This is a genomic window from Rheinheimera sp. UJ63 (assembly GCF_021568285.1).
In the GTDB taxonomy this organism is placed as follows: domain Bacteria; phylum Pseudomonadota; class Gammaproteobacteria; order Enterobacterales; family Alteromonadaceae; genus Alishewanella; species Alishewanella maricola.
The window spans coordinates 730,914-745,254 of the sequence record NZ_JAKGTQ010000002.1; the positions used below are offsets into that span (position 1 = coordinate 730,914).

The 14,341-nt window shown below is 44.3% G+C and carries 13 protein-coding genes and 2 tRNA genes; 11 read left to right on the top strand and 4 right to left on the bottom strand.

From position 1 onward, the window contains the following. Positions 1–143: 143 nt before the first annotated feature. The 3 genes from L1N97_RS09375 (at position 144) to L1N97_RS09385 (ending at position 2,634) form a co-directional block, all read left to right on the top strand. Positions 144–596 (top strand): hypothetical protein, encoded by a 453-nt coding sequence (locus L1N97_RS09375; protein WP_236129602.1) that lies wholly within the window; start codon positions 144–146, stop codon positions 594–596. A 153-nt stretch (positions 597–749) separates the two neighbouring features. After that, positions 750–1,862, top strand: coding sequence for an 8-oxoguanine DNA glycosylase OGG fold protein (locus L1N97_RS09380; RefSeq protein WP_236129603.1), 1,113 nt, complete (start codon positions 750–752; stop codon positions 1,860–1,862). 379 nt (positions 1,863–2,241) lie between these two features. Beyond that, positions 2,242–2,634 (top strand): hypothetical protein, encoded by a 393-nt coding sequence (locus L1N97_RS09385; RefSeq protein ID WP_236129604.1) that lies wholly within the window; start codon positions 2,242–2,244, stop codon positions 2,632–2,634. Here the strand turns inward: L1N97_RS09385 and L1N97_RS09390 are convergent. Further along, positions 2,613–2,689 (bottom strand) — tRNA-Met (locus L1N97_RS09390). The genes L1N97_RS09385 and L1N97_RS09390 overlap by 22 nt on opposite strands. An 84-nt stretch (positions 2,690–2,773) precedes the next feature. Continuing rightward, positions 2,774–2,850, bottom strand: a tRNA-Met gene (locus L1N97_RS09395). Positions 2,851–3,056: 206 nt separating this feature from the next. Here L1N97_RS09395 and rlmKL point away from each other — a divergent pair. The 5 genes from rlmKL (at position 3,057) to rmf (ending at position 9,649) form a co-directional block, all read left to right on the top strand. Further along, entirely contained in the window at positions 3,057–5,171 is a 2,115-nt protein-coding gene (gene rlmKL / locus L1N97_RS09400; RefSeq protein WP_236129605.1) for a bifunctional 23S rRNA (guanine(2069)-N(7))-methyltransferase RlmK/23S rRNA (guanine(2445)-N(2))-methyltransferase RlmL, read from the top strand. Next, positions 5,171–5,419 (top strand): glutaredoxin family protein, encoded by a 249-nt coding sequence (locus L1N97_RS09405; RefSeq protein WP_236129606.1) that lies wholly within the window; start codon positions 5,171–5,173, stop codon positions 5,417–5,419. Before rlmKL ends, L1N97_RS09405 begins: the two co-directional genes overlap by 1 nt. Further along, positions 5,419–7,335 carry an ATP-binding cassette ATPase Uup gene (gene uup, locus L1N97_RS09410; RefSeq protein WP_236129607.1) on the top strand — a complete coding sequence of 639 codons (1,917 nt, stop codon included), beginning with the start codon at positions 5,419–5,421 and terminating at the stop codon, positions 7,333–7,335. The genes L1N97_RS09405 and uup overlap by 1 nt, the downstream gene beginning before the upstream one ends. Positions 7,336–7,352: 17 nt before the next feature. Next, entirely contained in the window at positions 7,353–9,167 is a 1,815-nt protein-coding gene (locus L1N97_RS09415) for a DUF3466 family protein (protein WP_236129608.1), read from the top strand. A 299-nt stretch (positions 9,168–9,466) separates the two neighbouring features. Continuing rightward, positions 9,467–9,649, top strand: a complete 183-nt coding sequence (rmf, locus tag L1N97_RS09420; protein WP_229585678.1) for a ribosome modulation factor — start codon at positions 9,467–9,469, stop codon at positions 9,647–9,649. Positions 9,650–9,748: 99 nt separating this feature from the next. Here the strand turns inward: rmf and fabA are convergent, their stop codons facing one another. After that, positions 9,749–10,261, bottom strand: a complete 513-nt coding sequence (fabA, locus tag L1N97_RS09425) for a bifunctional 3-hydroxydecanoyl-ACP dehydratase/trans-2-decenoyl-ACP isomerase (RefSeq protein ID WP_226752196.1) — start codon at positions 10,259–10,261, stop codon at positions 9,749–9,751. A 189-nt stretch (positions 10,262–10,450) separates the two neighbouring features. Here fabA and L1N97_RS09430 point away from each other — a divergent pair, with 189 nt between their 5' ends. From L1N97_RS09430 to L1N97_RS09440, 3 genes are all read left to right on the top strand, one after another. Continuing rightward, on the top strand, positions 10,451–10,708 hold the full coding sequence (locus L1N97_RS09430) for a hypothetical protein (RefSeq protein WP_229585677.1): 258 nt from the start codon (positions 10,451–10,453) through the stop codon (positions 10,706–10,708). Positions 10,709–10,780: 72 nt separating this feature from the next. Further along, positions 10,781–11,641: a 6-pyruvoyl trahydropterin synthase family protein gene (locus tag L1N97_RS09435; RefSeq protein ID WP_236129609.1), complete on the top strand. Its 861-nt coding sequence runs from the start codon at positions 10,781–10,783 to the stop codon at positions 11,639–11,641. Next, on the top strand, positions 11,601–12,437 hold the full coding sequence (locus L1N97_RS09440; protein WP_236129610.1) for a M23 family metallopeptidase: 837 nt from the start codon (positions 11,601–11,603) through the stop codon (positions 12,435–12,437). The genes L1N97_RS09435 and L1N97_RS09440 overlap by 41 nt, the downstream gene beginning before the upstream one ends. Positions 12,438–12,460: 23 nt before the next feature. Here L1N97_RS09440 and L1N97_RS09445 read toward each other — a convergent pair whose 3' ends face one another. Beyond that, complete coding sequence (locus tag L1N97_RS09445; RefSeq protein WP_236129611.1) at positions 12,461–14,227, bottom strand: M61 family metallopeptidase; 1,767 nt, start codon at positions 14,225–14,227, stop codon at positions 12,461–12,463. Positions 14,228–14,341: the final 114 nt, after the last annotated feature.

Below are 14,341 nucleotides of genomic sequence, written 5' to 3' on the forward strand. Positions count from 1 at the left end.
GGCCGCTGAAAGATTTTATAACTTACATAGTGTAAAAGTGAAAGTACTCAGCAGTCTGCAGATATCATCAGGTTCAGAATGTATTTATCGGTTAGTCGCAAATCACAACATATTTAGTGAGCAACGTTAGAAGGGAGAGGTTAATGCGTTACATTGAAACGTTAATAGATAACTGTGAGAAAGCCAAAGCAGCAGTGCCTGTAAAAGAGTTTGTTGTATCTGAAATGTCAGAGCTCGATAATATTGGAACAGCGATTTATATAATCGAAGAGATCGATGGAGATCCTGAGAAGACATTTATGTCTCTGTCTAATTACAAGAAAACCAAGGAGCGTGCTTGTCCGAAACTTAATGCAGCCTCACCTGTGATGTATGTAGGTTCATCGACCACTGGAGTTAGAAAACGTATTGAGCAGCACTTAGGCGATGGACCAGCGGGTACCTATGCCTTACATTTAAAGCATTGGTTTAAGGGTAAACACAAAATCACGATAAAAATCTTTGATCAGCCGATTGAAGTGATTCAAATCGTCGAGGATGCGCTATCTCATGAATTGTCACCAGCCTTTGGAAAAAGTGGTGGTAATAATAAGTGAATGTTTTGGTAAGGCAATTGAGCTAGCGGCTTAGATGTATAATATTTAGATGTAACCATGCGTTAACCTATTTACCGTTATGAGCATTTTACTTTTTTTAGCTCTATGAATCAGATGTAGTAGAGTTAATTCACAAATGGAGCCATGTGGCCGATGAGTAATATTCAAACTAATTTAATGGCCGAATTTAAAAAAATTGGATTTTATTCGCCCGTGTTTACGTTGGCTGAGCTGCAAAGCCTATTCGAACAAAATGGTATCTGGGTTATTAATGGTCAAGAATATGATTCAAAGCATGTAAGAACTATTTTTGCGAATTGCTCTGTAGGGCCAGGTAACCGAGTGGGGGAATCTGTTAAAAGAGGGCATTTACCGTTGTTTATTAAGTGCCCTGGTAAAGCTGTGTATTCGTTCTATGAAAAATCTGCATCTTCTGATGATAGACACACTTCGGTACTTGTGCAGCAATTTAAACTTCTCGTAACACCTCAAAAAGCCAAGATGTTGAGCAGTGACTGCATTGAAAAGCCAATAGAACTAACTTTTTTGACAAGCTCTCATGCTGAATTCTTTGCCAAAAATATGTTAAACCTAAGCAATGAGACATGGGCTGGTGGCAATGTTCTTGCCTTTGCTAAATATTTATCAGAAAAAGGGTTTCCACTAAACTTGTCTGACTATCTGAATCAAAAACTTTATCGAAAAAATCTTTTTGAGTTCGTCCGCAAAAATGCTAATAGCACATTAGATTGCTGTATTTCTATTCTTGCTTGGGGTGGAATGAACCGTGAGCATGCTTTACAAGCTTTTGCTTGTTGGAGTGAGTGGGAACCCATCGCGATCAAAATCCGATCTGGCGAACTCACTCGGAGTGAAGCTTATAATGCGTTCAGTGAGCTCAGGAAGAGTAAAAAGTTAAAAGGACTTGGTGCTGCCTATTTTACGAAGATTATTTATTTTTTGTCTAAATCCGAATATCGCGGTTACATCATGGATCAATGGACTGCCAGATCGTCTAATTTATTGCTCAATACAAAACTAATTGAACTGACTAAAACCACCTTAAAATACGGAAAATTATCTTACTTTGTTTCAGATAAAAATAGCGCTGAGACCTATGAAAAGTTTTGTCTATTCGTAGAACATCTTGCGCAAGTTTACCAAACAACTCCTGACTTGATTGAGATGAGCTTATTCTCGCAAGGCTATGGTATGGGTAAATGGCGCAATTATGTGATAGCACAAGATAGTTATTTGTATTCTTGAGCATTTTCTTGCTGCAATGGACTCTTTTTTCAAAGCTGCGTATTTCGAGGGCTTCTGGACACCCATTTAGGTATTGTTCGGCCATCCATTTTCTCCCTGCTGCTATTCAAATAAGTTGCTTATGACGAACGATATGAACGTATGCATGTTTCGGATTCATCCGAAACATGCAGTGACTAAGGATTCTAAGGCAAAGGTCAAAAGTAAGTGATTTTAGGTACGGGCAGGGTATTTAAATTTGAGATGTATGAAAAATTTTGTCACAGATCCGTCATAGCAGGGAGTGAAAGTGAAATTTTTGCGACCCTATTTAAGGGAAATTTATATTTATCAATGAGTTACTAAGAAGTGTAAAGTAGTTGTGGGAGCCCTGCTGTTTATGAATAGCGAACCGACGACCTTCGGGTTACCGAAATTTAGACACAAAAAAATCAGCACAAGGCTGATTAAGATGTTGGTTGCGGGAGCCTTGATTTTGGTAAAGAGCGAACCGATGCCCGTTGGGTTACCGAAATTTAGACACAAAAAAATCAGCACAAAGCTGATTAAGATGTTGGTTGCGGGAGCCTTGATTTTGGTAAAGAGCGAACCGACGTCCGTTGGGTTACCGAGATTTAGACAAAAAAAAATCAGCACAAGGCTGATTAAGATGTTGGTTGCAGGAGCCCTGATCTTAGTGGAGAGCGAACCGACGACGTTCGGGTTCCCGAAATTAGTGTACAATAAAACCGACTTAATAGTCGGCTTTGTTGGTTGCGGGAGCCGGATTTGAACCGACGACCTTCGGGTTATGAGCCCGACGAGCTACCAGGCTGCTCCATCCCGCGTCCGAAATTATCCCCGAGCAGTAGAGATAATGGGTTGATATGCAAGACGTTAATTGATGACCTTTGGAATAAACAAGTCACAATTGGTTGCGGGAGCCGGATTTGAACCGACGACCTTCGGGTTATGAGCCCGACGAGCTACCAGGCTGCTCCATCCCGCGTCCGTCATTGCGGGGCGCATCTTAGTGTTTTTAGATAAGCGATGCAAGCGGTTAATTGCAATATTTTAGTGAATGGCATTCAACTGCTGCTTTAAGCAGCGGCTTGTTGTTTTTAACATCAATATCGTTGCTAACGATAATTCTTCAAACGTCTTTAAAGCACATTCTGTTATACTACCGGCCATTTTATTTGAAGGTTGGGTGTTATGCTGGAATTCTGGGCTTTAACGTCAAAAGGCGTCGAAGAGCTGTTAGCCGATGAGATACGTTCACATCAAGGCGAAGTATTAAAAGTTTCTATGGGTGTGGTGCGCTTTAAAGCAGAGCTAAGCAGCGCTTATCAGTTGTGCTTATGGTCGCGCTTGGCTACCCGTATTATGCGGCTGATCCAGTCAGAGCCGGTAACAGCAGAAACCGATCTTTATCAAGTGGCACGTAAAATTGATTGGCCACAGCTCATGACCATTCGTCAAACGCTTGCCGTGGATTGCGTAGGTAAACATGCCACTATCGATAACAGCCAGTTTGGCGGCATGCGTTTAAAAGATGCGATAGTCGATCAGTTTCGGGAAGAAACCGGTCAGCGCCCAGATGTCGACCGGTTAAACCCCGATATGCGTTTCCAAGTGCGTTTAGAGAAAAACTTCTTTCATTTCTTGCAAGATTTCTCTGGCCCATCATTACATCAGCGTGGCTATCGCGCCGGGCAGGGGGAAGCGCCGTTAAAAGAACATCTGGCGGCCGCCTTATTAAAGCGTTCGGGCTGGACACCCGAGCAACCGTTATTTGATCCGTTTTGCGGTAGCGGCACCATCATTATTGAAGCGGCGTTAATTGCGCTGAACAAAGCCCCCGGCTTACAGCGCGAGCGTTTTGCTTTTGAAGGCTGGCCTGGGCATCGTGCTGCCATATGGCAGCAACTTAAAGCCGCCGCTAAGGCGCAAGAGCGCAGTTTACCCGATCAGATACTCTGTTATGGCAGTGACACCGACGAGCGCGCTTTATGTAAAGCGCGGCAGAATATTGCGCGTGCTGGTGTCGCGCATTTAGTCAGTGTCGATTATGGTGATGCCACGGCATTACAAAAAGCGGTTAGCGAGCAACCGGGTGTGATTGTCACTAACCCGCCTTATGGTGAGCGGTTAGGTGATTTACCCAGTTTAATTCCGTTATACAGCAAATTTGCCTTAGCGTTAAAACAGCATTATCAAGGTTGGCGTTTAGCCATTATTACCTCAAATGCCGATTTACTGCGTTCATTGCGTTTATCAAAAAGTAAAACTTACAAATTTACCAATGGCCCACTGGATTGTGAATTCACCTTATTTGAATTAACCGAAAAACAAGTAGCGGTTAGCTCTAGCGCACCGTCGCTGTTTTTTGGCGAAAGCAGCTCTTTTGGTAATCGCTTAGCGAAGAATTTAAAACAATTACAAAAATGGGCCAAACGCGAAAACCTGAATTGTTATCGCCTGTATGATGCCGATATTCCTGAATATAACGTTGCGGTAGATTGGTACGATGGCGAAGTGGTGGTGCATGAGTATGCGGCACCGGCTACAGTGGATGAAGATATTGCACAAAAACGGTTGTTTGATGTGGTTAATCAAGTGCCTATGGTACTGGGTATTACATCTGATAAAATGATTTTAAAAGTGCGAGAAAAGCAAAAAGGCACCAATCAGTATCAAGCCATGGCCAAAGCGGGGCAATATAAAGAAGTGTCAGAATATGGCGCGCGCTTTTTGGTTAACTTGCGTGATTACCTGGATACCGGTTTATTCTTAGATCACCGCTTAACGCGTCGGCTTATTCAGCAGCAGGCTAAAGGCAAAACGGTTCTTAACCTCTTTGCTTACACCGGCACCGCGTCTGTTCACGCTGGTATGGGTGGTGCGGCGAGTGTTACTACCGTCGATATGTCGAATACTTATTTAGATTGGGCAAAACGCAACTTTATGCTGAATGGCCTACAAGGTAATCAGTATCAGTTTGAGCAAGCTGACTGTTTACAGTGGCTGTCACGTAATCGCAATTTATATGATTTGATCTTTGTGGATCCGCCCACCTTTTCTAACTCAAAGCGGATGGAAGACAATTGGGATGTGCAGCGCGATCATGTGAAATTAATCAATATGTTGATAGGGCGGTTAGCACCCGGTGGCAAGGTAATTTTCTCGAACAACAAGCGGCGTTTTAAAATTGATCAAACCGCCTTAGTCGAGTCTGGTTGGCAGGTAAAAGATATTTCTGCCGCTACCTTACCAGAGGATTTTAAACGCAATCCGCACATTCACGTGTGCTTTGAGTTAACGCGTTAATGGCCGTTTATACCCTTTACAGTACTTGGGGTTGCCATCTGTGCGAAGAGGCAGAAAGCCTGTTAGCAACAGCAGGCATTACCGAGCAAACTCAGGTTCTGGATATTATCGACGATGAACAATTGCTAGCGCGTTTTCGGGTGCATATCCCGGTGCTTGCTGGCATCGATCAGCAAGGTAATGAAAACCTATTATATTGGCCTTTTACAGCGGCACAGTTACAGCATTGGCTTAAGGATACAAAGTAGTGGAGTTATTACGTTTTCAACAGGCGAGCTTGGCTTTTGGTACCAACCCGGTATTAGATCAAGTCGATTTTAGTTTATTCAGCGGCGAACGCGTCTGTTTAGTCGGCCGGAATGGTGCAGGCAAATCAACCTTTTTAAAATTGCTGACCGGTCAACAAAATTTAGATGATGGCCAAATCGTTATGACCAACGGCGTTATTTTAAGTCGTTTAGAGCAAGATCCCCCGGCGAAAATGGACGTGAAAATTGCCGATTTTATTCGGGAAGGTGCCGGCGATTTAGCGGATAAGGTACAGCAATTTTATACCTTATCTGAAAACTTAGACGGTGCCGGCGATGCCGAATACCGTTTATTTGAAAGCCTGCAAGCTGATTTAGATGCCCGCGATGGTTGGGGTTTAGAAGCGCGCGTTGAAATGCTTTGCCAGCAGTTTGAGATGGACGGTAATAACAGTTTAGCGACCTTATCAGGTGGTTGGTTACGTAAAGCGGCTTTAGCCCGCGCGTTAATTGCCAAGCCCGATATTTTGTTACTTGACGAGCCAACCAACCACTTAGATGTGGCAGCCATTAACTGGCTTGAGCAATTTTTATTAAGCTTTGGCGGCGCCATTATTTTTATCTCGCACGATAGGGCCTTTATTCGCGCCTTAGCCACCCGCATTATCGATTTAGATCGTGGTCAGCTCACTTCGCACCCCGGTAATTATCAAGAATACCTCGATCGTAAGCAAAAAATGCTAGAAGACGAGCAACAACACAATTCACTCTTCGATAAACGTTTAGCTGAAGAAGAAGTGTGGATCCGCCAAGGTATTAAAGCGCGCCGCACCCGCAATGAAGGCCGCGTGCGCGCCCTTAAAGCATTACGGCAAGAACGTGCTGCCCGCGTTGAGCAATTAGGTAAAGTAGATTTTAATATTGAACAATCAGCGCGTTCAGGCAAGTTAGTGTTTGAAACCAAAGCGTTAAGCCATGCCTTTAGTGGTAAAACGGTGTTGAACGACTTAGATTTGTTGGTGATGCGTGGTGATCGGATTGCCTTATTAGGGCCAAATGGTGTCGGTAAGTCCACACTGATCAAATTACTGTTAGGTGATTACCAGCAAGATAGTGGCGAGATTAAGCGCGGTACCAATTTAGAAGTGGCTTATTTTGACCAACACCGGATGGCGCTGGATTTAAATGCCACGGTGCAAGATAACGTGGCTGATGGTAAACAAGAAATTACCCAAAATGGTCAAACGCGGCATGTATTAAGTTACTTACAAGACTTTTTATTCCCGCCATTGCGCGCTCGTACACCCGTGCGTGCTTTATCGGGTGGTGAGAAAAACCGTTTGTTATTGGCGAAATTGTTTGCACGGCCAAGTAACTTATTGATCCTCGATGAACCAACTAACGATTTAGATGTGGAAACCTTAGAGCTGTTAGAAGATATTTTACAGCAGTATCAAGGTACCGTGTTGTTAGTTAGCCATGACCGTGAATTCGTTAATAATACCGTAACCAGCTCATTATTATTTGCCGGTGAAGGCAAAATCATTGAATTAGCCGGTGGTTATGACGAAGTCATTGCTTGGCAAAAACGTCAACAAACGGCGCAAAGCAGCAAAGCGCCAGTAAAAAATAATGATAAAAACAACAGCCAAGTTGAGGAAAAGCCGATACAGGCTTCTGTTAACAATGGTAAAAAGCTATCATACAAAGAAAAGCGCGAGCTAGAGCTGTTACCTGCCTTAATTGAAGAGCTTGATCAACAAGTCAAAGCCTTACAGTTGGAAGTGAACGACGCCGAGTTTTTCAAAGGTTCTGCTGAGCACACACAGCAAAGATTGAACCTATTACAAGATACCGAGTCGAAGCTGGCGCAAGCGTACACGCGCTGGGAAGAATTAGAAGCTGCAATTTCGTAAATTTTTAGGGGCCATGCATGAAATTATCACCGATCAGCTTAGCATTATTGCCGTTGCTGACAGTATTTACGGCGCAAGCCGCGGTGTATCAGATCGTTGAATTAGATACTACCACTAAAGTTCGTTCTACCTCGGGCGTTGCGGCAACGCCTCAGGGTGAGGTAATTTTTAATGGCAGCACCTTATTAGACTTTGAAATTGATCTTGATGAAATCGATTTTGAAAGTGAAGTCATCTTAGCGCTATTTACTGATGAGCAGATCGAAGAAATTAATAATGGGATCTTCAGTTCCACGGTTAAAGCCACGTTAATCAACTATCTTAGTTCACAAGCTTTTGTCACTATTCAGCCTGTTGGTTCGACACGTGTTATACGTCAAACGCAAAATTCAGGGCAATCGCAAGTGGTGTTGCGTGATACGCAGCAAACCAAAAATAACAGTGAATTTGCTTATGCCGCGAACAACAGCGGTTATATTGCAGGTATTGCCACCTCGCCATCCTTTAAAAGCACTTTTACGCCCACGGCTGCGCCAGTAGCTGAAGGTGAAGAGGCGGTTGAGCCAGCCGATCCTTATACTGCCTGGATCCCAGAAGCCGGCTACTTGTTTGGCTATGTTGCTAATGGTCAGCAAAGCACCGCTTTACCGCCGCAGTTTTCTAGTTATGGTGGCGGCATGTCAGCGGCCCTTGATATTAATAACACTAATCTGGTGGCGGGTTTTACCTCTACTGGTATTACCACGACCACTCAAGAATCCATTGATTCAATTTGTACCGGCTTTAGTCAGCCATTACAGTATTGTTTAAATCAAGCACTGTCTGCCAGAAGCGTCAATGTGCTGTCATTGCTAAGCAAAGTCCGTTTATATGAAACGGTAGACTCTTTTACCGAGGGCTATGAAGAGCGTGCTGCTCTTTGGCAATATGCACCAGAGGGTACAGCGGTTTTAAATCGCACTTGGGGCTTTTTAGGTGAGAAAGGTACAGGTTTAGCGGCAACGACTTCTGAAGATTATACCGTGCCGGTATATTACAGCCGGGCTAATGCTGTTAATGACAGCGGTATTGCAGTGGGTAGTTCGTTATATTCAGACACCAGCCGTATTAAGACCTTTATAGATGGTTTTGGTGGTGAATTCCGGATCATTTATAGTGCGCCACATGCCACTATCTTTAATGGTGACAGCGTAACCGGCTTTATTGATACTGAAGAGTGGCTTGGTAGTGTCGCTACAGATATTAATAATCAGAATTTAATAGCGGGCTATGCGCTGAAAAACATTAATAGCAGTGTTCGCTCACGTTTTTTTACTTACGATATGAACACGCAAACCTTACGTTTTCCTGAGGGCTTTTTCAGTAGCTCAGGTACTGAACCGCTGGATATGAATAATCAAGGTCAGGTAGTTGGCCGGACTGAAGTGATTGTTGGCGGTACTACCTCACGCCGTATTAATGCTTTTCTGTATGATAACGCCAGTAACACCTTTACTAATTTAAACAGTTTAGTAGGTTGTGATGCGCCTTACACTTTAGTTGAAGCAACTTCAATTAATGATGATGGTGTGATCACCGCAACCGCGCTGATTAAGCGAGTGCTTTATAGTTATAATGGCGAGCCGGTGCTTGATGAAAACGGTGATGTGTTTGAATCTGAGCAAGCGACCACCGTACTTTTACAGCCTATTGCTAACGGCCAAGTCGAAGACTGTAATACCGAAGAAAACACCTATGAACGTAACGCCGGTTCACTTTCAGCGTTATGGTTAATGTTGCTAGGTACTTTACCTTTATTACGTCGTCGCTACCGCGCGAGATTAAGCCGATAACCTATTAGGTTTACGGCATGAAAAAAAGCTGCTTCGGCAGCTTTTTTGTTGGCATAACCTCATCGCCTTCGCTTTATGCTTTTATGTTTGAAATTCACCTTGCCTTATAGCACTTCCATCTAAAAATAAACAACCACAAAAACCGACTAGTTCTCATGCCGTTAGTCAAAGTCAAGTTGTTTATTATAGTAATTTCGCTTGAACCTTTTGCCGTCTTTGACTATCTATTAACTGTAACATTCAGCGATTAACGGTGTTGAGTGTTATTTCTAAATAAAAATTGTGAGGAAGATTGCCGTATGAAAAGACAAAAACGTGATCGTCTGGAACGTGCTCATGCTCAAGGTTATCGTGCTGGTGTTACCGGCCGTTCAAAAGAACTTTGTCCTTATCAAAATTTAGACGCTCGTTCTGAGTGGTTAGGTGGCTGGCGGGAGGCCATAGAAGATCGTAACGTAGGTTTATTTAACAAAGGCGCCTAGAATTCATTTACACCTAAACCAAAGCCCCGTACTTAGACGGGGCTTTTTGGTATTAAGCGCTCAGTGCTAAAACGCACTAAAACTTACCAGCAATACGCATTAGAAGCTGGAAGTATCTTGAAATAAACCCACTTTAAGATCGGTCGCTGCATAGATATCGCGTCCGTCGACACTCACTACACCGTCACCAATCCCCATAAACAGTTTGCGCTTAATCACACGTTTCATATTGATGGTATAAGTCACTTTCTTCGCCGTTGGCAATACTTGACCGGTAAACTTCACTTCACCGACACCTAAAGCACGCCCTTTACCCGGGCCACCGGCCCAACCTAAGAAAAAACCAACCAGTTGCCACATGGCATCAAGGCCTAAACAACCTGGCATAACCGGATCGCCTTTAAAGTGGCAAGCAAAGAACCACAGCTCAGGGGTAATATCTAATTCGGCAATGATTTGGCCTTTGCCATATAAACCGCCTTCTTCAGAGATGTGCACAATGCGATCCATCATTAGCATGTTGTCAGAAGGGAGTTGGCTGTTGCCTGGGCCAAACAATTCACCGTTGCCGCAAGCGATTAAATCTTCTTTTGAAAAGCTATTCTTAGTCATGTATGTTTATCCAATAAAAATGCTGCATCAGCTTAGCGAACACCTGTACGCTAAACAAGTCCGATTTGTTATAGTATTAACGATTTCTGCAGGTAAATCATTCTAAAACGGTTTGTTCAGCGCTGAAACTGAACCAGCCACACTCCGACACCAAGCAGGTGCGGGTAACGCGTTATGATGGAGTGCCCCATGAGTAATGAAAAAACGCCGGCGTTAAGTAACGCAGAAAAACAACGACGCTACCGTGATCGGCAAAAAGACTCCGGTAAAAAAGAATTACGCGGCTATTTAACACCAGAAGCCTTAAAATGCTACGAAGATATTGTGCAAAAAACGCAGTGGAACGACAGCACTATTTTGAGCAATGCGCTGCGTTTAATGTATGCCGCACATAAACTTGGCCAAGTGGGGATTTTAAATAGCTGGTTAAATGAACATAAACGCTAAAAGTGACGCCACCGTGTGGTAAAGGTATAATAGGCTTCATTTTTTGCTTGAAGCTTATTTCAGGAAGGCGCCATGATTTTATTTGTGCAGGATCTTACCGTAATTGATTTTTCTTATCTGCATCGGCAGCGTGGCATGTTGGGTGAAAGCTTTATTGTCGATGTCGAGCTACACGGTGTTTTAGATGACACCGCTATGGTGTTCGATTTTGCTAAAGTGAAAAAAGTGATTAAACAAGCGATTGACCAATTAGTTGATCACAAGTTAGCCGTTGCTACGGCATGTCCTGCGCTTCGTCACAGTGAAGCAGAGCAAATGATTGTGCTGCACTATCAAAGTGAACGCGGCACCTTACAACTCGCTTGTCCGCCTTCTGCTTTTGCTTTTATTCCCGGTACAGAGATTAACGAGCAAACGGTAGCCCATTTTCTTGAGCAACAAATCAAACCCTTGTTACCTGATAATGTCGCTAAACTGGTTTTAAAATTGCGCAGCGAAGCGATGCGCGGTTTTTATTATCATTACAGTCATGGTTTGAAAAAGCATGATGGTAATTGTCAGCGCATTGCCCATGGTCATCGTTCTACTATTCAAATCTTTGAAGATGGCATGTTAGTGCCACGCTTAAATAAAATGTGGTGCGAGCGCTGGGAAGATATTTATTTAGGCAGTAAAGACGATCTCGTTTCGGCCGAAGCCTTGTCGTTTTTAACGCCGGGCATCGATGATTACAGCTTCCGTTATCAGGCTACCCAAGGTTGGTTCGAGTTATGTATACCTGCCAGTCATTGTGAACTTGTGCCTTGTGATACTACGGTAGAATGTCTGGCCGATTTTATTGCCGATCAGTTAAAAGCGGCCAATGGCAGTAAACAATATAAGGTTGTAGCTTATGAAGGTGTGGGTAAAGGCGCTATTGCTTTGCGCGATTAGTGTTGCGGCTAACGCCGCGGAAGTGGTGTTACATGGCCCATTAACCCAAGGCAGTTTGATCCGCGGTCAAGCGCCGATGGGTGCTCAGATTTGGTTTAACGAGCAACCGGTTGTTGTGAGTGCGCAAGGCCAATTTGTTTTTGGTATTGGTCGTGATGCGGCACTGCAACATCAACTTAAAGTGGTACATCAAGGTAAGCAACAGCAATTTCCGCTGCGCTTTACCGCCAGAGAATACGATATTCAGCGGATTACTGGCGTGGAGCAAAAGTATGTAGCACCGCCAAAAGAAGTCAGCGCGCGCATTGCCAATGATAATGCTAAGGTGCGACAAGTTCGCAGCACCTTAAGTGAGCTTGATGCCATTTTTAGCACACCCGTGCGCCCAGCCGCAGGGCGTATTAGTGGTGTTTATGGCAGTCAACGTGTGTTTAACGGCCAACCGCGCAATCCGCATTTTGGTTTAGATATTGCCGCTCCGGTCGGTGCACCGGTATTGGCGCCATGGCCAGGTAAGGTGTTACTGGCTGAAGATCTGTATTTTTCAGGGTTAACGGTAATTGTTGATCATGGCTTTGGGGTAAGCTCAACCTTTATGCATTTAAATGCCATTAAAGTAAAGGTTGGGGATACCGTAGCACAAAGCCAACATATTGCCGATATTGGGGCGACAGGCCGCGTTACCGGCCCGCATTTAGATTGGCGTATCAATTGGTTTCAAGAGCGGCTTGACCCGCAACTGTTGTTACCCGAATTTACGCCAAACCAAACGCAGCGTTTAGCGCTTACCCCTTAAAGCTAAAAAAGGGTTGTTGAGTTTTAACTCGACAACCAGTGTTTTACTGTTACTTCGTTCGCTACGTTTAACATGGCAACTCCTGGCGCAGCCTGTTGTATCGGTAGTGCCAACTCAAGTAATCGATCTTTTCTAAAAATGAATAACGGCTGCACCGAACCCAGCGGTAAACGCAGCATTAGCTCCGTTAAGCTAGATTCGCTGATCTTGTAGCCGCCCAAGGCCACTAATTGGTCGCCGCTCATTAATCCGGCTTGATGGGCAGCAGAGCCCCAATATAATTGCTGAATAAACACGCCTTGCGCTGTCGTTTTAAGGCTGCAGCCTAAACTGGCTGGCACGACCTTACTGCTTTCTCCGGCCAGATCGCTAAAACTGCTGGGCGCGCGCTGCGTTAAGGTTAGGCCTAGTTTGCCCAAGGTTGCTGCCAGCGGTAAGGGTTTGGCTTCATTGAGCCAGCCCGTCAATTGGGCAGCGAGTTCGGGTAATTGCCATGCGATGAGCTGCTCGAATATAGCGTTATCCGAGGTGCCTGTTGCAACATGCTGCTGATACAGTTGTCGGCAAAAAGCAGCCAAATTTAATCCTTTAGATTGCAGTTCAGCCTCTAGCAATAAGGCCACTAACGCTCCTTTCGCGTAATAACTGACCACACTGTTTACCGCATTCTCATCTTGTAAATAGAATTTAGTCCACGCCGTAAAGCTGCTATCCGTTAAACTTTGCTGACTATCTGAGGGGTTGCGACTGACCCGAGTAATTAATTTCTCTAACACCGTTAAATAACGGCTTTGCTCGATAATACCGCTTTTAACTAAAGCTAAATCATCAAAGTAAGAGGTAAAACCTTCATAAAGCCATAATTGCCGACTGTACTGCTCTTTGTCTAAGACATAGGGCGTAAAACATTGTGGTTTTAAGCGTTTTACCCACCAAGTATGAAAGTATTCATGGCTGAATAAACCCAACAGATTCTGATAGGCTTCGGTTAATTCTGTTTGTTGTACTGCAGGTAAGTCATAGCGATTACACAGTAACAAGGTACTAAATTTATGCTCTAAGCCACCATAGCCTTGCTCGGTCACCCAAAGTAAAAACCAATATTGATCTAAATCTTGCGGCAATGCGCCAAATACATCGCGCTGTGCCTGGCAAAGCTTGGCGACATCGGCAGTTAAACGCGCAGCATCAAACAAATTATTACCACTGACCACCACATAATGCGGCACGCCATCAAGATTAAACTGCTGCAGATTAAAAATGCCCGCCAGTAAGGGGCTATCAATCAGATGATCATAGTCGGTCGCAACATAACACCCAAAACAAAGTGGGGCAGTGTTGTCTGCCGCAGGTAAGGCCGTAGCTACACGCCATTCTGCACAGCGAAAATCTTGTGGTTTGTGCAAGGTAAGCGAATGGGGCCCAGCACTTAGTTCGCTGACGTTTAAACATAGACAAGCTGGGTTTAGCACTGCCACTTCATCATCGACATAGGCTGCGCGAACCGATAAATCATTCGCGTAAACTTGGTAAGTCACGGTGACCGGTTGTTGCCCACAACTGAGCTGCCAAGATTGTTTATCGCGTTGCTCCAGATGAAGTTCACCGTCGGCATCATAAGCATTGATGTTGACAATATGCCGTGCAAAATTACGCACGAGGTAACTGCCAGGGATCCAAGCCGGCAGGGTTAACTGATGCACTGCGCTGCAAGGCTCAAAACGCAGCGATAGGGTGAGTAGATGCGCACTGATATCATCAAAGGTTATTTCATACTGCACGGCTGACATAACGGGATCTCCAAAGGCTTATGCTAACGGCTAATTGAACGCTATTATGCCGTTTCGTTATTAAATTACCAAATGCGCCACAAGTGTTCAGCACTCAGGGCTGACATCACGTAT